This is a genomic window from Flavobacterium terrisoli, from assembly GCF_030167905.1.
In the GTDB taxonomy this organism is placed as follows: Bacteria; Bacteroidota; Bacteroidia; order Flavobacteriales; family Flavobacteriaceae; genus Flavobacterium; species Flavobacterium terrisoli.
Genome location: NZ_JARGNA010000003.1, coordinates 92,495 through 118,132 on the forward strand (window position 1 = coordinate 92,495; position 25,638 = coordinate 118,132).

General features: G+C 39.7%; 13 protein-coding genes. 6 read left to right on the forward strand and 7 right to left on the reverse strand.

Translation table 11 applies throughout. The features are described from left to right. Positions 1 to 14: 14 nt before the first annotated feature. Together P1K33_RS04555 and P1K33_RS04560 are read right to left on the reverse strand one after the other, a co-directional pair. On the reverse strand, positions 15 to 5,867 hold the full coding sequence (locus P1K33_RS04555; protein ID WP_284651708.1) for a RemA C-terminal-like gliding motility protein: 5,853 nt from the start codon (positions 5,865 to 5,867) through the stop codon (positions 15 to 17). A 263-nt stretch (positions 5,868 to 6,130) separates the two neighbouring features. After that, positions 6,131 to 12,628 (reverse strand): RemA C-terminal-like gliding motility protein, encoded by a 6,498-nt coding sequence (locus P1K33_RS04560; RefSeq protein ID WP_284651709.1) that lies wholly within the window; start codon positions 12,626 to 12,628, stop codon positions 6,131 to 6,133. A gap of 380 nt (positions 12,629 to 13,008) precedes the next feature. On the opposite strand from P1K33_RS04560, the gene P1K33_RS04565 reads away from it, so the two are divergent. Both P1K33_RS04565 and P1K33_RS04570 read left to right on the forward strand, forming a co-directional pair. Beyond that, positions 13,009 to 13,707, forward strand: a complete 699-nt coding sequence (locus P1K33_RS04565; RefSeq protein ID WP_284651711.1) for a tetratricopeptide repeat protein — start codon at positions 13,009 to 13,011, stop codon at positions 13,705 to 13,707. A 3-nt stretch (positions 13,708 to 13,710) separates the two neighbouring features. Next, positions 13,711 to 15,066, forward strand: a complete 1,356-nt coding sequence (locus P1K33_RS04570) for a UDP-N-acetylmuramate--L-alanine ligase (protein ID WP_284651712.1) — start codon at positions 13,711 to 13,713, stop codon at positions 15,064 to 15,066. Positions 15,067 to 15,133: 67 nt separating this feature from the next. On the opposite strand, the gene P1K33_RS04575 is transcribed toward P1K33_RS04570, so the two are convergent. Then, positions 15,134 to 15,745 (reverse strand): DUF1287 domain-containing protein, encoded by a 612-nt coding sequence (locus P1K33_RS04575; RefSeq protein WP_284651713.1) that lies wholly within the window; start codon positions 15,743 to 15,745, stop codon positions 15,134 to 15,136. 51 nt (positions 15,746 to 15,796) lie between these two features. Here P1K33_RS04575 and radC point away from each other — a divergent pair, with 51 nt between their 5' ends. Genes radC through P1K33_RS04590 form a run of 3 tightly spaced genes read left to right on the forward strand, consistent with a single transcriptional unit; the run spans position 15,797 to position 17,919 of the window. Beyond that, positions 15,797 to 16,486 (forward strand): RadC family protein, encoded by a 690-nt coding sequence (radC, locus tag P1K33_RS04580; RefSeq protein WP_284651714.1) that lies wholly within the window; start codon positions 15,797 to 15,799, stop codon positions 16,484 to 16,486. Between the two features lies 1 nt (position 16,487). Then, positions 16,488 to 17,171 carry a YjjG family noncanonical pyrimidine nucleotidase gene (locus tag P1K33_RS04585; protein WP_284651715.1) on the forward strand — a complete coding sequence of 228 codons (684 nt, stop codon included), beginning with the start codon at positions 16,488 to 16,490 and terminating at the stop codon, positions 17,169 to 17,171. 1 nt (position 17,172) lies between these two features. Beyond that, positions 17,173 to 17,919 (forward strand): hypothetical protein, encoded by a 747-nt coding sequence (locus P1K33_RS04590; protein WP_284651716.1) that lies wholly within the window; start codon positions 17,173 to 17,175, stop codon positions 17,917 to 17,919. On the opposite strand, the gene P1K33_RS04595 is transcribed toward P1K33_RS04590, so the two are convergent. Continuing rightward, complete coding sequence (locus P1K33_RS04595; protein ID WP_284651717.1) at positions 17,916 to 19,193, reverse strand: replication-associated recombination protein A; 1,278 nt, start codon at positions 19,191 to 19,193, stop codon at positions 17,916 to 17,918. The two genes, P1K33_RS04590 and P1K33_RS04595, sit on opposite strands and share 4 nt — an antisense overlap. Positions 19,194 to 19,281: 88 nt before the next feature. On the opposite strand from P1K33_RS04595, the gene P1K33_RS04600 reads away from it, so the two are divergent. Further along, positions 19,282 to 20,043, forward strand: coding sequence for a rhomboid family intramembrane serine protease (locus P1K33_RS04600; RefSeq protein WP_284651718.1), 762 nt, complete (start codon positions 19,282 to 19,284; stop codon positions 20,041 to 20,043). Position 20,044: 1 nt separating this feature from the next. On the opposite strand, the gene rlmB is transcribed toward P1K33_RS04600, so the two are convergent. From rlmB to P1K33_RS04615, 3 genes are all read right to left on the reverse strand, one after another. Beyond that, positions 20,045 to 20,779, reverse strand: coding sequence for a 23S rRNA (guanosine(2251)-2'-O)-methyltransferase RlmB (gene rlmB, locus P1K33_RS04605; protein ID WP_284651719.1), 735 nt, complete (start codon positions 20,777 to 20,779; stop codon positions 20,045 to 20,047). 67 nt (positions 20,780 to 20,846) lie between these two features. Continuing rightward, on the reverse strand, positions 20,847 to 22,301 hold the full coding sequence (locus P1K33_RS04610; protein WP_284651720.1) for a SusD/RagB family nutrient-binding outer membrane lipoprotein: 1,455 nt from the start codon (positions 22,299 to 22,301) through the stop codon (positions 20,847 to 20,849). Positions 22,302 to 22,304: 3 nt separating this feature from the next. Beyond that, positions 22,305 to 25,571 (reverse strand): SusC/RagA family TonB-linked outer membrane protein, encoded by a 3,267-nt coding sequence (locus tag P1K33_RS04615; protein WP_284651722.1) that lies wholly within the window; start codon positions 25,569 to 25,571, stop codon positions 22,305 to 22,307. Between the last annotated feature and the right edge of the window lie 67 nt (positions 25,572 to 25,638).

A 25,638-nucleotide genomic window follows, 5' to 3' on the forward strand; every position in this document is an offset into this window, starting at 1 on the left:
GACTAATTGATTTTTTAATGAATCAGTTTCTTTTTGACGACAATACCATTTTCCAGTGTGATTTCGGCAATATAGATACCGTTTGGATAGTTGAAGCTGTCTGAGAGTTGTTTCGAGGCATTCGCCAAATTGTAACGGTTAATCAGTTTGCCTGAAATCTCATAGATGTTAACCGATTTGATAAACTCACTTGATTCGATTTTGATAATATTATTATGGATGGTTGCAAAGGTGTTAATGTTACCAGGGTCATTTACGCCTAAAGCGTTGGTCACATACACAATTTCAAAACGGTTGTCAAACGAACCTGATTCGGTTGAGAAACTATAAGCACCTTGTTTTAGGTTGTAATCGATAGAAAGCAATTTGTCTCTCAAATAAATATTTTGGTCTTCGGCAAACAATCCTTCTAATTCATCAATCGCAATCGAATAAATACCACCAGTGGTCACACGGTAACCCAAAGGCACTACGTCATTTTCATCAAACGGCAAACTTCTACCCTGAATGACTAAGTTCCTGTCGTCTAATATAGAATAAAGGTTAATTTCATTATTGGTAAAGCTTGGTCCGTCATAGAATTTATCAAAGCCATTTGTCGCTTCTGCTTTATAGTTAACCAACATTTGTCTGAAAGTGTTATCGCTGTAAAGATTGAGCCAAATTCTATTGTCATCAGAAACACTGGTGCTGCTGTTTGCGGTCCTGAAGAATTGGGTGTTAAAATCGGCAGCACGCATGCTGTTGTTGAACGAAACACTTCCGTCAGCAAAAACCTGCGCAAAGAATCCTTGTCCGGCGGCAATTTTTCCATTTGGTTTCAAGCCAACGTTGGTTGGGTCACTTGCCGGTGCGGTTCCACCCGAAAGATTCCAGCTACCATAGTCAGCAGTGCTGTAATTTCCGGTTCCGCTATAGGTTGTAAAGGAAGTCCAGAAAAATAATGTACCGCCTAATTCGGTGTTACCCGTATTGGTTAAGAACGAAGCAGCATCAACGGCGCTCGGATACGGATTAGCTAAAAGCACAGTGTTACCGGCTGAAGTTAGGGTAGAAGAGTCAAAGCTATCTACAGGAACACTCACTACACCATTTCCGGGAGTCCCAATAAAGGAGAAATTTATAGTTCCGGTTCCCGTACTGAAAGGTGCAATATCACTCACTCTGGCAATAAATCCTTGTCCTTGTGAAATAGAAGATAAAAGTTGCCAAGCTCCCGTTGAAGTTCCTGATTGCCATCTGAATTTATAATCAAATTCACTTGGTATCTGACTGTATGCATCCTCAACAATTGGTGAGCCCCAATATACATAAGCCCAGCGTGTCATCGGACGACTTGTTCGGGTCATTTTGATGCTTCCGGAATTCACAGAGGCATCGTTAGTCTGTATCAAACTGGCGCTGTTTTTTATTTCAAATAAGGCACCTGATTTTACCGTTACTTCATCGGTTATGGTAATATTGTTTGCAGGTTCCACTGTAAGGTTTCCGCCGGATTTAATGGTGATGTTTTTCCCGAAAGCGTCATAGCTTGTTCCTGATATGATTGGGTCTATGGCAGTATCCGGAATTACGATACAGCTGCTGGCTGTTGGTTTTCCTAAAGGTTTCCAGTTTTCATCATCGTCCCAATTGGAATCTGTTCCGTTCCAAATTTTTGTATTATTTGTTACCGTAATAACTTTTGAGGTAACGCAACCATTGTCTAACACGGCATTTACGGTAAAATTAAAACTCGAAACTTCTAATTGTGCTAATGTTGGTTGGACATAAATAATGGCAGCCGTTGTTAATGGGTCATAAGGAATTGTACAGGCTGCATCTGTAAATGCAGGAATTGTGGTTGTCCAATTCAGGTTGACATTAGGTTTGTTACCATACAATTCAACATCGTCAATCGCTATTCCGTCACACCAGTTGTTGTTGTAATATCTTACCCTTACTTTAAATTGGCTCACACCAACATAAGAAGATAGATCATAGGAAAGGGTTTCAAATTTTGTTCCAATCCCAACATCTTCAGTGAAACGTTTTATTTCTATCCAGTTGGCACCATTATTTGTCGAAACATCAATGGTTACATATTCTTCGGCAGGATAAGCACCATCGATAAAATATCTCGAATAGAATAATCTCAGGCTCAGCGTTAAACTGGTGAAGTTTACGGTACTTACCGTTGAGGATGCAATTTGATTCTGAACATAAGGGAAAGCATCCGCAAAATCAGAAGTCGCCATCGCAAAACTATTGCCACTTATTCCTGATGACACCGCCGGATACCAGGTATTGGTTCCTGAAATTGCTGTTGGAATATAAGTGCTGGTTCTGTTTTGCCATTGTGTATCGGCATTGCGCACACTCGAGGTGATATTGGTATTGGTAAACGTTCCCAATCCGCTGTTAAATTCTTCATTGATTAGGTGAACTTCTTCTACGTCGCCGGTGGCTGATAATTCAACCCCAACATTTTCTCGACAAGATACAGGAGCTGCCGGTAAGTAGGTAAGATTAGGAATCGGACTTACAATAGCCGAAATCTCGGTTCTGGTTAATGATTCACAACCATTGTAGGCTGTTACATAGTAATTGGTTGTAGTGTTGATTGAAGGTGTAGTCCACTCTCCGGTTGAGGTTGTGCCAACAAGCGTTGATCCGGTTGGAGTAGTGTACCATCTGTATTGCGTTATTGCCGGAACAACTACTGCGCCGGTAGCTTCAAGATCAACTGTTCCGGTTCCGCAGGTTCTGCCTTCTGTAATGCCTGTGATTACAGCGGTACAATTGGCCACAACTGTAAATAAATAATCTTCGGTTTCACCACCGTTGTTGAGGTTTCCACAAGAGGTAAACGTTGTAGAACCACCTCCACCGTTTAAGTCGACACGAATTCTCATTCTATAGTTTCCTAATGCCTGAGCAGAAGGTATAATAAAACCAAAAGTTGTAGAACCGGTTGATATGGTTCCTGAATTATAAACGATTTCGGTAGTGTTGTCAAAAGTACCATCCTTGTTCCAGTCAACCCAAGCTTTCATGAATGAAGAGAATGTGGCTTGTACAGAAACATTTACACCGTATCCTTGAGCTTGTCGTGACAAGTTGGCTAAACCGGTAAAATCCTGATAACCTAAAGGACTTGAAGAATAGGTTGAATAATTGGAAACATCATTTAATGTTCCAACAAAACTTACCTCTGTCAGGTAATTATCATCTTCTCTTCCGGTAGTTACAGATGGAACGCAATAGTTTGAGGTTATGGTTGCCACGTTGCCTGTTAATGGACTAACCAGATTATACGTTGGACCACCGGTACAAATTGAATTATAAGAGAATACAAAGAAATAATAAGTGGTCAATGTAGTTAAGGAAGTAGCGGTAAACGATGTGTTTGAATCAATATCAACTACTGTTCCTCCTGTGATGGCTCCACCTACAGTATATGTTGTTGTGTTTACAGGCGTAGGCGTTGTTCCGGTTGTGTTCATCACCACCAAATAGTTATTTGGAATTGGATTGGCTGCGGTAAAACTTCCTGATACCGTTGTTCCTGTAGAACTCAAAATTAAGGCTGTCGGTTGTGCTGTCGGAGCAGAACAAACAACAGAGTTGGCAATGGTTACAGTATAATCTTCCGTTTCACCAAAACTTCCGGTCATGGTACAGCTCATAGCAGAAGTCACAGTTACCTTTTGGGCATAACGAACTCTCATTCGGGTTTGCCCTAATGTTGCTCCGGCCGGAATGGCCACTGCAATGGTATTGGTTGAATTGGCAATAATATTATTTCCGATTAGGAAGTATTCACCTGCATCGGTAAAGACCCCATTTTGATTAAAATCAATCCAAACTGCAGCGCCGTGTTTTTTATTTCCAGGTCCGGTTCCAATGCTCAAATTGAAAGTATTTCCTCTGATTAAAGTCGTGGTTTGACCTCCGGTAGCGGCATAATTGATATAACCACCCGGAGCACAAGTACTGCTGTTATTTATGGTATTGAAAGTAACATTGGCAATATAATCGCCATTAGTGGTACAGTCCAAACTTCCGGTTGGAATACAATAACTGGTTGCTAAAGTTGTTGTATTTCCGGTCAAAGGTCCGGTTGTAAAATATTGGGAAAGACCGGTACATATTGAATTGTATGAGAAAACAAAAATATAATATGTGGTAGAAACCGTCAATCCGGTGGCTACAAAACTGGTATTGGAATCAATATCAACCACTGTTCCTCCTGTGATGGCGCCACCTACAGTGTAAGTTGTTCCATTGGTTGGTGTAGGTGTTGTTCCTGTTGTGTTGATGACTACCAGGTAATTATTTGGTGCAGGCGATGCTGCTGTAAAACTTCCGGCCAAAGATGTTCCACTCGGAGACAAAACCAATGCTGTTGGTTGGGCTGTTGGTGCAGTACATGCCGGAGGTGAAACGATGTTCAGTGTATAATCTTCTATTTGACCATAAGTAATGGTTCCGCATGCCGGTGCGTAACCGGTTAAAATCCTATTGATTACTCTCATTCTGGTTGAGCCAATTACCGCGGTAAGTGGAACAGTAACCGTAGTGGTAAAAGCATAGGTTCCGGTTGAATAAGTGCCTAATTGACTTTCCTCACCGGCATCAAATGTTCCGCTGTTGTTCCAGTCAAACCAAACGCTTGTATAGGCTGGATTACCATTAGCTCCAATGACATTTACAGAGATGGTATAAGTATACCCGGCAGTTAAAGTGGTTGAAATGGAAGTGAAATTTTCATATCCTGTAGTGCCGGTAAAGGCATTGTTTATAGTGTTGAAACTTACGGATGATACTGCATAAACGTTGGTTGCACTCGCGGTACAATAAGACCAACAACCTACTCCAAGAGGTGTTGAGATTACTACATCATCAAAAGTACTTCCACACACCCCATTGCTAATGGTCCAACGCAAGGTAGCTGAACCTCCGGCAACCAAACCGGTTATGCCTGATGTTGGGGAGTTAGGGGAAGTTATCGTTGCAGTTCCCGACTGAACGGTCCAGGTTCCTGTACCATAAGTTGGTGTGTTTCCGGCTAGAGTTGCAGTGGTTGCACAAGCCAATGACTGGTCTGGTCCTGCTGCTGCAGTGGTATTTGTCGGACAGGTAAAAGTGATTTTTATATATCCACCAGCTCCGGCACCACCAATTTTATTTTTATTTCCGCCACCACCGGCTCCACCATAATTGACACCGGGACATCCTTCACCACCAGGTCCACTACCACAACCACCGCCATTACCCCCGGTTCCGGTTCCCCCGGCTCCGGCAGCTCCACCTGTTGCTGATGTTGCAGTTACACCATTAGCCGTTGAGCCTGCGCTTCCGCCGCCGCCGCCGCCAGTAGTGATTGTTCCTGTAAATCCGTTACCACCATTAAAAGTTCCGATTCCGCCAATTCCTCCGGTTGGAGCAGTGGCTGTTGTTTGTGTTTGTCCACCACCACCGCCATTGGCAGTTAATAAAGTGGAAGCACCAAGCATAAAAGTTGAATTTCCTCCTGCGCCACCATTTACACTGATGGTACCGGCAGTACCGCCGCTACCTATGGTTACGGTATAGGTTTGTCCAGGTGTTACAGCGAGTGATGTTGCTTTTTGATAAGCACCACCACCACCACCAGCTCCTCTGTAGTTGGTTGCATTTGCAGCGCCACCGCCACCGCCACCACCGCCCCAGGCTTCTACCTGGATGCTGGTTACACCTTGTGGGCAAACCCATGTTCCTGAAGTTGCATAGGTCGATGTGGTCTGTGCCTGTAAAGAGGATATGCCGCTAATTAATAATAAAGCTGTTATTATTAATTTGGGATTTAAAAAGGACGTACTTTTTGTTTTGTAATTGTTTTCCATAAACAAGTTCAATTTTCATTTAACAATTTAATTTTGACTATCAAATATAATAAATTAACGTGTAAATCGTTGGTTTATAGTTAATTTGTTGGTAAATTAATAGGTTTTAAACAATTTTATTAAATTGTCATAATTGGTGGTATTAATCTGCTTTTTTTTAAATAATTATCAGATATGCTTTATGTTTTACAATAATTTCAGAAAGTAAAAGCGCCTTTAGAAAGCGCTTTTATAGACATTCATGGTTTTTTATATGATGTTACTTAATTTTTTATAATTTTTTGACTGAAACTTTGATTTGTATCAGTAGCTATTTTCACAATATAAGTACCGCTGGCGATATTCAGAACAGGGATTTTTATATCCTGTTGGTTTGTGTTTTCAAGACTGTAAGTTGAAATTTGTTGGCCTAAAAGATTAAACAAGGTTACCGATTTTAAGTTCAAATTCAAGTTGGTATTTTTGATATTCAAACTGTTGTCAATATTTGTGAAATAAACAATCGGGTCATTTTCATTGGGTGTGTTTACACCTAAAGCCTGTCCGGCAAATCGCAATGAAAATCTATTGTTGTACTCGCCAATTGGTAATGAAATACTAAAATCACTATTTCTGATATTGTGGTCAACACCGCTTTCATTGTCGTGAATGTAAATATCTGTTGATTCTGAAATGTTTTCTAAAGCCGCAATTTTTACTGTAGTTAATCCTTCAACAGAGGTTGTAATTCCAATTGGGATAATTTGATCTGAGTTGAAATTTGAAACCGCTTGAATAGCAAATTTAGCATCACTGATATTCCAATATAAATCATCGGCATTAAGATCAATCATCGGCGCATCATAACCAATATCGAACGAATTTGTGGCATTTTCATCAACACCAACTAATATCTGTCTGTAGGATTGATTTGGTGATTCAAATACCAATCTGATTTTTTGTCTGTCATCATTTACAGTGTCCTCATTTTGCGAACCGTTTTGAGTTCTGAAAAATTGTGAGTCTGTAGCAGATTCTGCTTTGAAAACACGTTGGGTATTTTTAAAAGTCACTGTTCCTCCGGTAACCGGTGTGCTTAAGCCGGGATTATTGCCGGTTAAATCAGTCGTTGGCCCGGTTCCGATAAAGAAACCTTGTGCTACAGGAATGTATCTTTTAGGGGTTTTTGTTCCCGCACTTCCGTTATTGGCTGTTAATGGATCGTTTGACAAGGCTACTACACCACCCATCAAACTGTAAGTCGCATAACCGCCCACATATTGGTTAAGGATATGTGTTTGTCCTCCAAAGTGATCCCAGAAATACAATGCTCCATTGAAGATGTTTGTCGCAGCTCTTCCTGCACCGTCTTTGATGTTGTCTTTGATAAATTCATCCGCGTCTAAAGCAGATGGATATGGATTTCCAACCAGATAAGACTGATTTGGACTTATGTTTAATCCAATAGTTCCGTTGTTTGGTTTACCCACAAAAACATAGTTTTGTTGAGCCGTAGCAGACCCTGTGCCTGTTGTTCCTTTCATAGTGAAACCTTCACCAATATTCACAGTTCCTGTATCTCCAATGTATTGCCATCCGGCATAATCAACACTTACACTAGTAAATTTAAACATCCAGCCACTGCTCAAGTTTGCAGGGAAAGTCAATGCTCCATCTGCAAAATTAACATCGCTGTTGAAGTTCAAAGCACTTGGGGTAAAAGGATTTGCAGAGGAATCGGCACCATCTCTCAATACACCACCAATAGTATAATTAATTCCATTGGTTGAAACCGGCGATGACCAGTAATTATAATGATAGCTGCTTTGTGTTCCTTGTTGGTCTTTTAAGATTCTTCCGGTTCCGGTTGATGGATTAGCACCAGTTCCGCTTTGTACGATTTGTGCTTCGCCAACCAAACGTAAATCACCACTTTGAAGATGTAAATTATTGGCAACAGTCAATTCAAAATTAGTAACTACGCTTATTCCTCTGGCACTGTTTGAAGTGTTTAAAGTGAAATTATAGAAGTTCTCACTGGTTTTGATGCCTGCATTAATGGTTTGAATCTGATTCACAGTCGAACCGTTAAAAGTTACAGTTCCGGTTCCAGGGGTAAAGTTTCCGCTGTTTCTCCAATCTCTGCTCACATACAAATCTGAATTACCCGAAGCTGCCATAGTCAAGGTTGCCCCATTCGCAATAATGATATCACGTGCTCTGGCAATGTTACTATAAAAAGCAGCAAAACTTGAAGTTGCCGGGTCAATTAAAGGCATTCTAACGGCTCCGGCCGGAATTTGGGCATCAATGGTAGCTGAAGGCATTCCGCCAGCCCAGTTTTTACAATCAAACCAATCAGTACTCACAGCTCCGGTCCATAATCCAGGTGTTCCGTTTAAAACAGTTACCACGGCCGAACCTGATAAATCTGATGGATTTGATGTACATCTTGAATCACTCAAAGCAGTGATGGTAAATGTTCTGTTGGTAGTAATTCCGTTAACATTAAACACATACGGATTAGTCGTGATGTTATTTACAGTTGTTGTTGTAGAACCATTGCTATATGTAATGCTCCAAGGCGCTGTACCGGTTAATGCCACGCTAAAAGTAGCCGGACTTCCTAAACAAATGGTTTGATTCGGACCGATATTCGCAGTTGGTCTTGGATTAACAGTAACTGTAATATAAGTTGTTCCTTCAGGACCATAGCTTGTACAGCCATTCAAATAGGAAGTTACCGCATAAGTTGTAGTTACAGGCGGAGTTACCGTTACTGAAGCCGTATTACTGATTACTTGACCTGTAATGGAATCAACCCATTGTGTGGTTAAGTTGGAAGGTGTTTCCGGAATCATGATGTTATCAATAGCCCATGAACTATTAACCGTTCCATTGTATACAAATCGGATTCTTAAATTAGGTTGTCCAATATAGGCGCTTAAATCAATAGTTTGATTCGGGAATGCATTGTATGGACTTCTGGTAGCAGGACCAGTATAGGAAGCCAGAACAACGCTATATGTCGTTCCGCCATCTAATGACAATTGAATAGATACAGAAGCTCCTGCTTGTAAATTGAAAGCATGGTTAAAGCTCAAGCTTGCAGATGTCAAACCAAAAGTATTGAAAATAGGCGTTTGCATAATCGAATTGAAATTTCCATTCGCTATGGCAAATTTTCCTATTGAAGCATAATTGATGCCGGAATAAGTACCACCATTCGTAGCACTTAATCTGAATGGACCTTCAGTAGTGTTACTTCCTCCTGCATTCAGACAGTTTCCACAACCATCAACCAACCAGTTGTCTGGATTGGCATTACTAAATGTTCCGCCATTGGCCAAATAAGAACTGGTTGAAAATCCGCTTTCAGAATATAAAACTGAAGAACCACCAACACAAATAGTTTGTGGTGTTGCCGTTACCGGCGAAGGTTTGATATTTGGAATAACATCAATTAAGGCAATATAAGAATAAGCCAAATTACAAGAGGCTCCATTTTGAACTACAGCTCTGAAAAAGGTAGTTTGAGTAATATTGCTGTAAGTGTGTGATGTAGTTGTATTGGCTATTGGTGTCCAAGTTGTACCACCATTGGTAGTAGATTCCCATCTTACTACAGTTCCGGTATGACCGCTCAAATAAATGGTTCCTGAACCAAAATGACATACTGTAGTTGTTCTTACCACTGGTGTCACATTAGGTTGAGAAATGGAAGCTGTTCCTCCATCTGAAGGCACATTTAATACAACAGTTGAAGTTATTGGGCTACCTGAACAGCCATTACTTGATACCGGTGTAAATGTATAAATCACAGTTTGTGCCGTGGTTGTGTTATTGGTCAAAATCTGAGATAAAGAGAAAGGGTTTCCAATAGCAATTGCTCCGGAAGTTCCACTGGCTGTTCCAAAAACATTAGTGGTGTTATCTCTTGTCCAATTGTAGGTTACTGCTTGACTGTTAGTGTTTGAAACAACTATTGGTGAAAACAATACATCCGAACAAGCTGTTTGTGAAACCGGGCTTATAGAACTCACAGGTCTTGGATTAACCGTTACCGTCAAAGTAAAATTACCACCAGAACAAGTTGCTGAATCCGGAGTTATGGTATAGGTAACTGTTTGTGGCACATTGGTAGGATTGCTTAAAGTTTGACTGATAGAAGTTTGCCCGCTTTCAGCAGTTCCGCCGGTAACTCCACCGGTTACAACCGGAGCCGACCAGGAATAGGTAGTTCCGTTTGGAATAATGTTTCCACCACCATTGGCGGGTGTAATGTTTATAGTGCCATCTGTACATACCGAAGTGGTGATGTTTTGAATGGTAGCACTTGGCTTAACTGTAACCGTAACCGTAAAGGCAGCACCACTACAAGCAGGAGAAGTTCCTGTTGTAGGCGTTACAGTATAAGTAGCAGTTTGATTTGTATTGGTTGGATTGTTTAATGTTCCGCTGATAGATGTTTGCCCACTTTGAGCAGTTCCACCGGTAATTCCACCGGTTACAATTGGAGCTGACCAGGAATAAGTGGTGTTGGCAGGAACGACAGTTTCGGCATTTGGCACACCATTAACAGGAGTTAAAGAAAAAGCGTTGTCATCACACACCGTAATAGTTTGTGCAGGGATATAAGCTTTTGGACTAACAATAATTTCTGCATTATTTGAAGTATCGCCGCTTGAACAGCCATTGCTTACAATACAGTTATAATCACTTGCCGCATCACTCAAAGCAATAGGATTGATAGTCAAAGTTGCGGTATTGGCGCCAGAAATATTTCCACCATTGCTAAGTAAGGTAGCACCTTTATACCATTGGTAAACCAAACTTCCACCGATAGCCGAAACCGAAATGCTCACAGAACCATTTTCACAAATATTTTGAGACGCTTGTGGTTGACTGGTAATTGAAGCACTTTGATTTACGATTAAAGTAGCGTTTGCTGAATTCACAGCACTACAAGGATTAGTTCCGGTTACCAAACAGTGGTAATTAGCAGAAGCATCTCCTGAAGTTAATGAGCTTAAAGTTAAAGTGTCTGTAGTTGCACCCGAAATGGTTGCACTGTCAACCAAAGCCGAAGCGCCATTATACCATTGGTATGTTAAACCTGATCCGGTGGCAGCTACTGAAAACACAGCAGTTTCTCCGGTACAAAAAGTTTGAGAAGCTGTGGGTTGTAAAGTGATAGTCACTTTTTCAATTACAATGATTTCAGCATTATTTGAAGCAACACTTGGAGTACAAGTTCCGCTCACCACACAGTGGTAATCTGTACTGGCATCACTCAAGGCAATTGGGTTTATAGTCAAAGTAGCACTTGTTGCACCAGAGATAGAACCACCATTTGATAATGGATTTGCACCATTATACCATTGGTAAGTCAAACCGGCACCTGAAGCACCAACACTCAAACTCACTGAACTTGCTGAACAAATGGTTTGTGAAGCAGCCGGATGAGACGTGATGGCAGGCAAAGCCAAAACAGAAAGTGCTGAAGTAGTATTGCTGCAAGTTGTTGTACTGTTGGTAAAAGTAAAAGTTACATTTCCGGTAGCAATAGCAGTTACCAATCCTGAATTGTCAACTGTTGCTTTAGATAAGTCGTTGCTTATCCAGGTTCCGCCTGAATTTGGCGTTAATTGAGCGGTGTCACCCAAACAAACACTGGCTGGTGCGGAAACAACAGGCAATGCATCAACAGTTACTGTTGTGTTTACGCTATTGGTACATCCATTTCCGTTGGTATAGGTATAAGTGATTAGTGAAGTTCCCGCAGCAACTCCGCTTACAATTCCTGAAGCAGGATTTACAGTGGCCACTAAAGGCGAAGCGCTTGACCAGGTTCCACCAGCAGTTGAATTTGATAATGTTGTAGTTGAACCAACACAAACAGAAGTCGTTCCGGTGATGGCAGCCAATACCGGTAAAGGATTAACCGTAAAGTTAGTCGTTGTAGTTCCGGTTCCCTGAGGCGTTGTTAAGGAAATAGTTCCTGTTGTTGCTCCGGCAGGTAAAGTCGCGGTAACTTGTGTGTTGCTGTTTTGAACAAAAGCAGCTGCAGTTCCGTTAAAGCTAACAGCTGTGGTTCCGGCGATATAGTTTCCTGTGATTACAATAGAAGCACCAGATCCGATACAAGCACTTGAAGGAGAAAATCCTAAAGTGGTGTAATGAACCGTAATTCTGATATAATCAACGGTAGCCGTTAAACTATTGTTGGCATTTACAGAAAGAACTGCTCCAAAATTAGTAGCATTAATATCTGTTGGTGTCCAGGTTGTTCCCCAGGTATCCGTTGATGAACCATAAGTAGCCGTTGCAAAAGTTGTAGTATAAGCAGTAGCGGTAGCTTTGTTGTTACCGGTAACCGTCCCGCCTTTTACAAGGCTTACCAAATTGTCTCTGGTAATTCTGCCGGCGTTTACAGCACTCGTTCTTCTGTTAATGGTAACCACAATCCCGTTTATGATGGCACCACTAGGGATGGCAAAACCATAATTGGTTCCTTGGAGGTTATCTGTATTTCCGGCCGCACCAAAAACAGCAGTAGCATAATTGGCATCAGCTGTATTTGTAATGTTTCCGGGATTCGTCCAATCAAGGTTGGCACCTGCAATAAAATTACCTGTAGTAGGATTGTTTGGACCAGCAGTTTGTGCTGACGAAGATTTGCTTATTAGTAGGATAAGCACAACTAGAACTAAGATGTATTTTTTTGAAAAAAATAATTCTGGTTTCTGTTTTTTCTCTGATAGTAAGTAGTTTTTTTTCATAGGGCGATGAATTTTAAACTCTGTTAATACTTCTACAAATTTATAGTGGGTGCCTGTAGATGGTGTACTTTTTAGATGTTCTACCTCAAAAATCGATTAAGTGCAGTTTTTTGTATGTTTTTTGCCATTTTTTTAGTCGATTTTAGAAATGTTTGAAATATAAGTGCTTTAATAACAGTGGTTTACAATTTCTTAACAATGTATTTCAACGATAGTTTTTTACCGTTTACAGATGTTTTTTTTATTGATAAATCAATGTTGTTGTAAATAAAAGATGATTTAAATGAGTGTATTTATCTCAAAATTGACTTTTGAAACTATTCGGATAGATACGATAAAATACATATATTTGTTTCTCATCCAAACGACAGGAAAACACTATGAAATTGATTTTTCAAATCATCGTTTTATTTCCATTAATGATTTTTTCGCAAACTGATTTTGAAAAGGCGGAGAAATTGTTTTTGCAGAAGAATTATGTTTTGGCGAAACCGATTTTGATGGATTTCATAAAAGAAAACCCGAATCATGTCAAAGGATTGGAATATTTAGGGGAGATTGAAGGTGCTAATAAATCTTGGACTAAAGCCATGGCTTACTTTCTTAGATTACAAAAACTGAAACCAACCGAAGCCAATTATTATTATAAATATGGTGGCTGTCTCGGAATGAAGGCAAAAGAATCTGGCAAACTCAAAGCCTTAGGAATGATTGATGAAATCAAAGTTTCCTTTGAAAAGGCAATCCAACTCAAACCCAATCATGTAGAAGCGCGTTGGGCACTGATCGAATTGTATATTCAATTGCCGGGAATTGTAGGCGGAAGCGAAAAAAAAGCCCAGGAGTATTCGGGACAACTATTAAAAATATCACCTGTTGACGGTTATTTGTCCAAAGGAAGAATTGCAGAATATTTTGAACGATACAAAGAAGCGGAAAAGAATTATAAATTAGCCATCGAGGTCGGCGGTTCTAAAATCACCTATCAAAAATTGGCTAATTTGTACAAATACAAAATGAATCAGCCCGAAAAAGCCAAATTAGTCTTAGAAACCTATCAAGAAAAAAACAAGTCATAAAACATGCGAACACATTTTATAGCCATTGGTGGTGCAGCCATGCACAATTTAGCTTTGGCTTTACACAATAAAGGGTATCAGGTAACCGGAAGCGATGATGCTATTTTTGAGCCTTCAAAATCAAGATTAGAAAAGAAAGGTTTATTGCCTTCAGAAATGGGTTGGTTTCCCGAAAAAATTACTGCCGACATTGAAGCGATTATCCTCGGAATGCATGCTAAAGCCGATAATCCTGAATTGTTGAAAGCACAAGAACTCGGACTCAAAATTTATTCCTATCCCGAATTTTTATACGAACAATCCAAAAATAAAACCCGCGTAGTCATTGGCGGTTCTCATGGGAAAACGACTATTACTTCGATGATTTTGCACGTAATGCATTTCCACAATATCGAAGTGGATTATATGGTTGGTGCCCAATTGGAAGGTTTTGAAACCATGGTGCATTTAACGCATGAGAACGATTTTATCGTTTTGGAAGGCGATGAATATTTGTCTTCACCCATTGACCGCAGACCGAAATTTCATTTGTACCAACCCAATATAGCGTTGCTTTCCGGGATTGCCTGGGATCATATCAATGTGTTTCCAACGTTTGAAAACTATGTAGAGCAGTTTGAAATTTTTGTCAACCAAATTACCAAAGGCGGTATTCTTGTTTATAATGAAGAAGACGAAACCGTTAAAAAAGTAGCTGAAGAATCTACCAACACGATTAGAAGATTACCATACAAAACGCCTAGTTATTCGGTAAAAGACGGAACAACATTGCTTGATACACCCGAAGGTCCTATGCCTATTGAGGTTTTTGGCGCACACAATTTGAATAATTTGGCCGGAGCCAAATGGATTTGCCAAAATATGGGTGTTGATGAAGCCGATTTCTACGAAGCCATTGCGAGTTTTAAAGGTGCGTCCAAGCGTTTGGAAAAAATAGCCGAAGGCAAAGGCAAAGTCGCCTATAAGGATTTTGCACATTCACCAAGTAAGGTATCGGCAACCACCAAAGCCGTTAAGTCACAATACCCGGACAGAAAATTAGTGGCGTGCTTGGAATTGCATACTTACAGCAGTCTGAATGCAGAATTCCTAAAAGAATACGAAGGCGCATTGGATGCTGCCGATGTGGCTGTGGTTTTCTATTCACCTGACGCGGTTAAGATCAAACAGCTTGAGGAAGTAACCTATGACCAAATTGCGCAATCGTTTAAACGCGATGATTTGATTATTTATACCAATCCAGCGGAGTTTAAGGACTTTTTATTCTCTTATGATTTGAATAATTCCGCTTTGCTTTTAATGAGTTCAGGTAATTATGGCGGATTGAACTTTGATGAGGTGAAGAATTTAATTTCTTAATTTGTAAATTTGAGGATTTGAAGATATTTATTTCATTTTCAAATCTTCAAATTGACTAATATTCAAATTACTTCTCATACTTAAAATGCCCAACAATCTCATAGCTGAACAGGCAATCTTCTAAAACCTGTCCACCGCCCACATTATGTACAATCATCGGATTACCGTCCGGTGATTTTTTATTGGTGATTATGCCAATGTGCGGCAGTTTTCCGTTAATCATCCAAGTCACAATTTCGCCGGTTTTATAGTCCTTTGCTTTATCACTAACGGTTAATTTCTGTCCTTTTCGGGTAAAGAAAACTTCCAGATTGGGTACTCTTCTGTGGTCAATATTGGTATCGGGTTTTTTCAATCCCCACTTTTTAAGGTTCGGATATTTGGAAAAATTGGCTTTTAAATCTTCATGGACTTTTTTCTGCAAATCAATGCCTAGTTTTCTGTAGGCACGAATCACTACATCTGTGCAAACACCGGTTTTGGTCGGTACATCACCATTTGGATATTTGATGGAAACATAACTGGACGTATATCTAACACTTGGGTCAACAATCGAAATCGCAGCAGCTGAAAGTTTGTCCTGGAAAGTATTGGTTGTTGGCTCAATTATTTCCTCATTACTTTTTTGGCTACAAGTAAAAAATGTAAGTAAAATTAGCGAAAAATAAAAAACTTTCATATTTTTAGGGTTTAAATAACTAACGATAAATCTTTCATTTTAGTATTTATTTTGGAACAAAATTTTTCCATAAAGAATTGGGCAGAAGACGATAAGCCACGCGAAAAGCTTATGCTGAAAGGCAAAGCGGTATTGAGCGATGCCGAATTGGTCGCTATTCTCATTGGTTCCGGAAGCCGTAATGAAAGTGCGGTGTCTTTGAGCAAAAGGATTTTATCCAGTGTAAATAATAACCTGAATGCTTTGGGAAAATTGTCGCTAAAGCAATTGATGGAATTCAAAGGAGTAGGCGAGGCCAAAGCGGTTTCCATAGCAGCCGCTTTAGAATTGGGCAGAAGACGTAGGGCTGAAGAAAGCGTTGAACTGCAAAAAATCACTTCGAGCAAAGCGGTTTTTGAAATCATGCAGCCGATAATCGGTGAATTGCTGCACGAAGAGTTTTGGGTTTTGTATCTGAACAATTCCAATAAGGTGCTTTACAAGGCACAATTGTCCAAAGGCGGCATCACCGGAACCGTGGTGGATGTTCGCCTGATATTCAAAATGGCTTTGGAACACAATGCGACTTCCATTATTTTAAGCCATAATCATCCTTCGGGTAAATTATTGGCCAGCGATGCTGACAAGGATATTACTAAAAAACTTAAATTTGCCGGAGAGCAATTGGACATCAAAGTGCTCGACCATATTATTATCACCGAGAATGGCTATTTGAGCTTTCAGGACGAAGGCATTTTTTAAAATGAAAAACATCACCGACATCTTTTTTGACCTTGATCATACGCTTTGGGATTTTGACCGAAACTCTGTTTTGGCTTTTGATAAAATCTTTAAAGCGCACCATCCGACAATCAATACGGAACAGTTTATTGAAATTTACGCACCTATAAATCAAGCGTGCTGGAAGTTGTATCAGGTCGATAAAATGACCCATCAGGAATTGCGGTACCAGCGTTTGCGTCAGTCGTTTGATGCTATGGATTATGAGATTTCCGATGAAGCCATTGACAAAATATCACATGATTATATCGAATTTTTACCCGATAACAATCAGTTGTTTGATGGAGCGATTGAAGTCTTGGAGTATTTGTCACCCAAATACAATCTGCATATCATTACCAATGGTTTTGCCGAAGTGCAGTACAAAAAAATCAACAATTCGGGTTTGGGGAATTATTTCAAAACAGTGACCAATTCAGAAATGGCCGGAGTCAAAAAACCGCACCGCAATATATTTGAATTTGCCTTATCTTTGGCTAAAACCAACAAGGAGAATGCCATTATGATTGGCGACTGTATCGATGCCGATGTCAACGGCGCGATTGATTTTGGGATGAAAGCCATTTTGTTTGATGAGAAAAACAGTTATGATTTGCCCAATGTAACGACTATAAATCGTTTGGTAGAACTAAAAAATATATTGTAAAATGAAAAAAGTATTGCTGTTCTTTATTTTGTTGTTGTCATTTACTTCTTTTTCGCAAAGTATCAATGATTACCAATATGTGATTGTCCCGATAAAATTTGGCTTTCTCAAAGAAAATGATAAGTACCGATTGAATACTACGACCAAAATGCTATTGCAGAAATATGGTTTTAAATCTTATTTGAGTACAGATGACATGCCTAACGAAGCAGCAAACAACAAATGCAAGGTCTTATATGCTACTGTAGAAAAGAAAAATGATGTTTTGATGACCAAAATTAAGGTTGTCCTAAAAGATTGCAAGGAAAAGATTGTTTTTGAAACGGCCTATGGCACCAGCAGATTAAAAGATTTGGCTCCGGCATATAACGAAGCCATCAGGGAAGCCTTTAAATCCTTCGAAAAATTAAAATACAAGTATAGTGAACAAAATGAGGTCGTGGTTGAAGCGATTGCTCCGGCTCAACCGGAATCAATAAAATTAGAAGAAAATGTGCCAAATCAAGCGCCTGAAACTTCTGAAACACCTGAAGTTTTCTTCTTTGCCCAACCAACAGCCAATGGATATCAGGTGGTTGACAATGAACCAAAAGTCATTATGCGTTTGTACAATACTTCCCAAAAAAATGTTTTTATCGCCGATAAAAAAGGGATTAATGGAACGGTTTTGATTAAGGAAGGCCAATGGGTTTTTGAATATTACGACAATGGAAAGTTGGTTTCGGAACCGATTAATCTGAAATTCTAATAGCCATACTTGTCTTTCCAACGATTCTTCAGGAAAGTACGCATCTCATTTTCACGGGCATTGTTTCCCGGTTTGTATAAATCGGTATTCCTGATTTCATCCGGTAAGTATTCCTGTTCCGAAAAATTATTGGCATAATTATGCGAATATTGGTATTCTTCACCATAACCCAATTCCTTCATTAATTTGGTCGGCGCATTGCGCAAATGAATGGGTACCGATAAATCACCGGTTTGTTTCACCAATGCCTGGGCTTCACCAATGGCCATATAACTGGCATTGCTTTTGGGTGATGTCGCCAAATAAATGGCACACTGACTCAATATAATCCGGCTCTCGGGATAACCAATCGTAGAAACTGCCTGAAACGTATTATTGGCCATGATAAAAGCCGTCGGATTGGCATTGCCGATATCTTCGCTCGACAAAATCAGCATACGTCGGGCGATAAATTTCACATCTTCGCCACCTTCAATCATTCGGGCCAACCAATAGACAGCACCATTTGGATCGCTTCCGCGAATGGATTTGATAAAAGCCGAAACGATATCATAATGTTGTTCTCCGGTTTTGTCATAAAGCACGGTGTTTTGCTGAACGAGTTCCAACACTTTGTCATTGGTAATCGTAATTTGGCCTTCAGGGCTGGCGTTTACGACGAGTTCAAAAATATTCAATAGCTTTCGCCCATCGCCACCGGAAAGTCGCAGCAGCGCTTCGGTTTCCTTTAGTTTTATTTTTTTGGACGAAATGATTTTGTCTTCCTTCATGGCACGGTCGAGCAAAGCCAATAAATCTTCTTTGGAAAACGGATTCAGGATATACACCTGACAACGTGACAACAAAGCGGGAATGACTTCAAAACTCGGATTTTCAGTGGTTGCACCGATTAGCGTTACCCAACCTTTTTCGACAGCTGCCAATAAGGAATCCTGTTGCGATTTGCTAAAGCGATGGATCTCATCGATAAACAAAATCGGGTTTTTGGCAGTGAATAATCCGCCACTGGTTTTCGCCTTTTCAATCACGTCACGGATGTCTTTTACACCACTGTTGATAGCGCTCAACTCATAAAACGGGCGATTGCTTTGTTTGGCGATAATCTGTGCCAAAGTTGTTTTTCCGGTTCCCGGTGAACCCCAAAAAATCATGGATGGAATGACGCCACGGGCAATCTGTTGGGTCAATGAACCATTGTCGCCAACGAGATGCAATTGGCTGATATAATCCTCTAAACGTTGTGGTCTGATGCGTTCGGCAAGTGGTGCTTCCATGTTGTAAAAGTAAAGATTTCTGCCAAAATAGCATTAAATAAAATTTGGCTTTATCTTTGAAATAACCTGAGTAATTTTAAGCCATAACATGAACGATTATCATCATTTTAAATTTTCACCATCAGTTTGGCTGGTGCCATCTTTGCTGTTGGTTTTTATATGGGCCATTTTCTTATTTGAAAATATTTTCAATATCGATTTGACTTCTCACGGGATTTTGCCCAGAACGGTTTCGGGTTTGCAAGGCGTTATTTTCAGTCCGTTTTTGCATGGTGATTTGAATCATATTGCCAATAACTCTATTCCATTGTTTGTGCTCACTACAGCGCTTATTTATTTCTACAGGCCAATTTCTTTAAAGGTCATGTTTTACGGGATTATATTATCCGGTTTAATCACTTGGGTTATCGGACGTAATTCCTTTCACGTCGGTGCGAGCAGTTTGATTTATGTTTTGGTGTCTTTTATCTTTTTTAAGGGAATGATGTCGCAGTATTTTAGATTGATGGCATTATCGTTAGCAGTCGTGATGTTTTATGGCGGAATGATTTGGTATGTTTTCCCGCAGGTAGACAATCAAATCTCCTGGGAAGGGCATTTGGCCGGTTTGATTACGGGTTTTTTGTTTGCCAAATGGTTTCAGACACCCGATTACAAAAAGGCAATTCAGTTTGAATGGGAGAAACCCGATTTCAATCCGGAAGAGGATAATTTCATGAAACACTTTGATGAAAACGGCAACTTTGTCAATACGCCAAAACCTGAAGAAGAATCAACAGAGGACAACACTTCAATACTCAGTTATTTTTACACTTTCAAAGAGAATAAAGACAAGCCTGCAGATGAATAAATTAACTTCTCTGCCTTACGGTTTCGTATAAAAAAGCACCACAGGCTACAGAAACGTTCAAAGAACCAATGGTTCCGAACATTGGTAGTTTGGCTTTCTCATCTACAATTTTCAGCACGGAAGGATTGATTCCTCGATCTTCGCTTCCCATTATGATAGCCACGGGTTCGTTAAGTGATATGTTGTAAATGCTGTCTTCTGTTTTTTCGGTAGCGGCCACAGTTTTGATGCCGCTTCCCTGTAAATAAAATATAGCATCTTTGATATGGTCAACTTTACAAATTGGCACATTGAACACCGCTCCGGCAGAAGTTTTTACGGTATCGCCATTGACAGGAGCAGAGCCTGTTTTTTGAACAATGATTCCATCAACACCGGTACATTCGGCGGTTCTGATGATGGCGCCAAAATTTCGGGCATCGCTCAATTGGTCAAGGATTAGAAATAGTGGCGTTTTGCCACTTTCTATTACGCTGTCGACCAATGTCTCCAATTTCACGAATGAGATAGGCGCAATGCTGGCTACAGCACCCTGGTGGTTATTTGGCGTTAACCGGTTTAGTTTTTCAACGGGAACATAGGAGAAATTAACGCTGTATTTTTTCATCACTTTCATTAATTCCTGCATCAAATCACTTTGCGCATCGCTTTGAATAAATACTTTATCTATTTCTTTACCGGCACTTATCGCTTCTATTATCGCTCTGATTCCGAAGATTTGGTTTTCTTTTTCCATGGCGCAAAGATATAAAAAAACCACCAGTGAAAACTGGTGGTTTTGAGTATGTGTTATTTATTTGGAATTAGAATATATCCCAGAATAATTTTGTGTCCATTGCATTTCCGCCAATCGCAGTAGAAGCTGCTTCGTTATTGACAGAATTCAATGTTTCTTCTCTGGCCGGGTAGGTGTATCTTGTTGGTACCGTACCGATTTCAGCATCTGGAGGCGCAACTAGGGTTGGGAAGTCTAATCTTCTGTAAGAAGTCCAGGCTTCAAAACCTCTGTTGTAAAGTGCAATATAAGCCTGCTCACCAATTTTTTGTCTCCATGTTCCTGTTGCAGTTGCGTAAGCTACACTTGGTTGTGCTAAATAAGTAGCAGTATCCAATGCAGAAGCACCCCAAAAGTCCATAGAAGCAGCTATAGCAGCAGTGTAGTGAGCATCAGCTGTACCACCGACAGCAATTCCTCTTTCAACAGCTTCTGCTAAAAGGAATTCAACTTCAGCATAGTCAAAGATTGTACCTTCAAATGTTGGTTGCAATATCATTGGACCGATGTGAGAGAAGTTGGCAAAGTTATTACTTGCACCTGGCTCACCACCTTCATAGATACCTCCAACTAAAGTAAAGTATGCCGATCTTCTTGGGTCATTTAGAGTATTCATTTGGTTAATGATTGTGCTCGTTGGAACAAAATCATCTCTTCCGCTCGCTACTACATCAACATAGATTGGGTTAGTGTTTGGCTGAGCAGACAAATAAGTCATAGAAGCATTTTCGCTGTTGCCAGAGATTAGACCATCAGTAACTGCAGCTAAAGCCTCTGCTGAAGCATAAGTGTGATCGATATCATCTAGGTTGATTGCCATTTTAAGGCGAAGTGAATTAGCGAATTTTTTCCAAAGTCCTACATCACCATCGTAGATTAAGTCCTGACCACCAAAACTTCCATAAGCCGTATCTAATCCATCAGAAGCAGTGTTTAACTTGGTAATCAAGTTTCTGTAGATAGTCTCAGCATCATCATAAGCCGGTAGCGGATGATTCTCTACATCTAACGCTTCAGTATAAGGAATATCGCCAAAAGTATCCACCAAAACATAATATGCATAAGCACTCATAATATCGATAACGTGTCCTTTGTTTACTCTTTCAGCTTCTCTAGTTGCGATATCAGATGCAGAACCGGTATATACCTCTTCTGCCAATACTATTCTGGCCTCTTTTAAGTCTCTTAATACATTTCTGTAAATAGCCTGCCAGTGGTTGTCAGGAATAGTTCTGGTAGTAAGATCATAATTGCTTTCGTCAGTATAAGTTGTTTCAGTCCATTGTTGAACAAAAAGCCTGAATACATTTTGGTTTACACTGGTACTAACCATTTGGTCCACCATGTTTTTCTGAGCATTTGTAAACAAAAACTCAGCAGGAACTTCGGTTGGATTAACCGTGTCCTGGTTTAAGTCTGTTATGTCATCTGAACAAGAAAAGAGCCCGGTTAAGACAAACATTAATAAAAATATCTTTTTCATAAATTAAAATTTAAATGTTAGATTACATCCAATATTTCTAGTAGTAGGTAAAGAACCTACAGAGTATCCAGAAGATAAATTACCTGAACCTAAACCACTTTCCGGGTCAGCATCTGGTAAGTTTTTGTGAATGATCCACAAATTCGTAGCTACAATGCTAAATTTCATGTCTTGGATGTACATTTTGTCAATCCATTTTTTAGGCAAGGTATAAGAAAGAGAAACTTCTCTTAATTTCACATAAGAAGCGTCATAAACGAAAGCTCTGTTTGGTTGTCTTCTGTATCCGAATGAGTTTCCGAAAAATTCCGGACCAGGAGCTCTAACGGTATTTGGTGTTCCGTCTGCCTGAACTCCAGGAAGAATGATACCTCCACCATCAGCAATAGCATCTCTGATTGGGTTTCCTAGGTCATTATTTCCTGCAGTTTCATCAGGTAAACCTGTAGCCAAACCATAAGATCTGTCTAATGAGAAGATGTCACCACCTTTTTGCACATCGATCAAGAAACTGAAAGCAAAATCTTTATAAGTCAATTTGTTTCTAACACCTCCAACCCAGTCAGGATTGATGTCTCCGATGTTGTTGTTAGAGTTATTGTTTAAAACATATCTACCATTGGCACCAACTACGCGTTGTCCGTTCAAGTAAGTAAAGTCACTTCCTTTGATAACACCGTAAGGCTGGCCTACTTCTGCATTGATAGTAACACCACCTTGGAAACTTCCCAATTGTAAATTATCAATACCTTCGGCTAAAGAAACAACTTCGTTTTTGTTTTTAGACCAGTTTACATTGATATCCCATTGGAAATTAGCCATTTTTACCGGTGTACCATTCAATTGTAATTCAATCCCTTTGTTTTCGATTGAACCGGCATTTAAATATCTTGATGTAATACCTGTTGCCTCAGAATAAGGAACTCTAAAGATTTGATCCTCACTCAAAGAGCGGTAGTAGCTAATGTCAAATCCAAATCTTCTATCCATCATTGACATTTCCAAACCAAGTTCATAACTTGAAGTTACGGTTGGTTTTAAGTCTGGGTTGTTTTTAATTGAATTTACAGAGAATAACCCGTTACCGTCAAAAGCTGGGAATTTAGAATAAGTGTCAAACAATGCCTGATCTGGAGCACCGTTTCCTACTTGTGCCCAGTTAGCTCTTAATTTTCCAAAATTCAACCAATTTTGCTTGATTAGATTAGAGAACACCAAACTACCTGAAACAGAAGGATAAGTTACCACATTGTCTCCTTTAGGTAAAGAAGAATAAGCATCGCGTCTTACCGTTGCGTCTAAGTATATAAAATCTTGATATCCGAAAGAAACCGAACCATAATAACTATTGATTCCGCTTTTTGAACGCAATTCCAAAGGATCTGAAATTGGGTTAACTGAGTTCAACAAACTATAAACACCAGGAACAATTAATCCTCCGTTGGTAGAAGCAAAAATACTGTTGTTGTTGATTCTGTTGATAGAACCTCCTAATAATGCAGTGAAATTAACCGGACCTAAATCATGTTTGATATTGAAGAACAAATCATAGTTGTTTTCACGATAGGTTTTATTATATCTTTGGTAACCTGAACCTTGATCAAATCGAACTAAATCAGCATCTGGAACACCGAATTCAGCAGCAATTGAACCAATGGCTCTTCTTTCTTCCTGAATTTCAGAATAAGTATCTGTAGAAATTCTGGTAGTGGCACTTAACCATTTGTTGACTTTGTAGTCAAATTTGGCATAGCCTAAGAATCGGTCTCTACTGTCATTTTGGTAATTTTTATAACGTTGGAAATATGGGTTATCCCAATAGGCCGGAGACAAATCAGTTGGGCTTTTGATGTTCCAGGTAACGTTTTGTCCTCCAGAGTTGTTGTACACTTGTGCCAAAGATTTGATGTCAACGTTAGTTTGCCACCATTGACGGAAGTTTGACATGATGTTGTCATTGTATCCGGTGGAGTTTCTACCCAATGCTTTCTGAGTGTTGTAATTTCCAAAAACAGAGATTGAAAACTTGTCATTAAAACTGTGGTTCATTTTAAGACTGAAATTATTTTTTACAAGTTCACTGTTAGGCATTAACCCAGTTTGCTTTAAATTACTGTAATTGAAAACAAAATTAGTTTTCTCATTTCCATCCTCTAACGAAATAGAATTGTTAAGGGAAAGTGGAGTTTCAAAAAATTCAATTGGGCCATTTTTAGCAGCTCTCCATTCTGTTTTTTGTCCAAAGTTAGGAGAGTATGGGGTGAATGCATCCCATTGGTAAACCATCTGTCCATTAAACGGTGCTCCAAAAGAAGCATCTTCATAGAAAGGAACCAATAAATCTGCAGTTCCATCTCCGTCTATATCGTCCTCATTGAAGTAAGCATCTTCGTTTGGACCATAATACAAACCATAACCTGCTCCATATTTGTTTTGATATTTGATAAATGTGCTTTTGTCGATACTTCCAACAATGGCTTCGGTTGAGAAAGTTACTCCCAATCCTTTTTTACCGCCTTTGCCTTTTTTAGTAGTGATTAACAAAACACCGTTACCAGCTTGGTATCCGTATAACGCACTCGCCGCAGCGCCTTTCAATACGTTTACAGATTCAATATCTTCAGGGTTAATGTCGGTTGCAGTATTACCATAATCGTAAGTAGTACCTCTTCCGGTTACTTGTGCTCTCGAGTTGGTGTTTGAGTTGTTCACCGGAACCCCGTCAATTACAACAAGCATTTGATTGTTACCGGTCAAACTTTTTACCCCACGGGAAACCACGTTAGTAGAACCACCAAAATTGTTGTTTCTTCTGATTTGAACCCCCGCTACTTTACCAGAGAGATCATTTAAGAAGTTACCTCCGGCAGTACCGGATTTTAGATCGGCTCCTTTGACTTCCTGAGTGGCATAACCAAGAGATTTTTTCTCTCTTTTAACACCCAGAGCGGTTACAACTACGCCTTCAAGCTCAACGGCGTCGTCTTTCATTTTCACATTAATTGTTGTGGAAGCAGCAACGATTTCCTGCGACTTCATTCCAACAAAATTGAAGACAAGTGTCTGGCTTGCATCCGCTTTAATCGAATACTTACCGTCTATGTCAGTTTGTGTCCCCAGATTCGTTCCTTTAACAAGAACATTCACTCCGGGAATCGGTAATCCGTTGTTGTCAGAAACAACCCCAGAAACAACCCTGTCTTGTGCAAAAGATATTTGCACTAACAACGCTATGAAAAGCGTCAAGAATCCATTTAACTTTGTTTTCATTATTTAATTTGGTTATAATTAGTAATTTCAAAATTCTTAAAAAAATCTTAAAAAACCTAATTAATAA

Bases quoted from the DNA above. Each gene is read 5' to 3' on its own strand.
- P1K33_RS04570 (WP_284651712.1), top strand. From the start codon at position 13,711: ATGCGAACACATTTTATAGCCATTGGTGGTGCAGCCATGCACAATTTA.
- P1K33_RS04585 (WP_284651715.1), top strand. From the start codon at position 16,488: ATGAAAAACATCACCGACATCTTTTTTGACCTTGATCATACGCTTTGG.
- P1K33_RS04595 (WP_284651717.1), bottom strand. From the start codon at position 19,193: ATGGAAGCACCACTTGCCGAACGCATCAGACCACAACGTTTAGAGGAT.
- P1K33_RS04600 (WP_284651718.1), top strand. From the start codon at position 19,282: ATGAACGATTATCATCATTTTAAATTTTCACCATCAGTTTGGCTGGTG.
- P1K33_RS04560 (WP_284651709.1), bottom strand. From the start codon at position 12,628: ATGAAAAAAAACTACTTACTATCAGAGAAAAAACAGAAACCAGAATTA.
- P1K33_RS04615 (WP_284651722.1), bottom strand. From the start codon at position 25,571: ATGAAAACAAAGTTAAATGGATTCTTGACGCTTTTCATAGCGTTGTTA.
- rlmB (WP_284651719.1), bottom strand. From the start codon at position 20,779: ATGGAAAAAGAAAACCAAATCTTCGGAATCAGAGCGATAATAGAAGCG.
- P1K33_RS04590 (WP_284651716.1), top strand. From the start codon at position 17,173: ATGAAAAAAGTATTGCTGTTCTTTATTTTGTTGTTGTCATTTACTTCT.
- P1K33_RS04575 (WP_284651713.1), bottom strand. From the start codon at position 15,745: ATGAAAGTTTTTTATTTTTCGCTAATTTTACTTACATTTTTTACTTGT.
- P1K33_RS04555 (WP_284651708.1), bottom strand. From the start codon at position 5,867: ATGGAAAACAATTACAAAACAAAAAGTACGTCCTTTTTAAATCCCAAA.
- P1K33_RS04565 (WP_284651711.1), top strand. From the start codon at position 13,009: ATGAAATTGATTTTTCAAATCATCGTTTTATTTCCATTAATGATTTTT.
- P1K33_RS04610 (WP_284651720.1), bottom strand. From the start codon at position 22,301: ATGAAAAAGATATTTTTATTAATGTTTGTCTTAACCGGGCTCTTTTCT.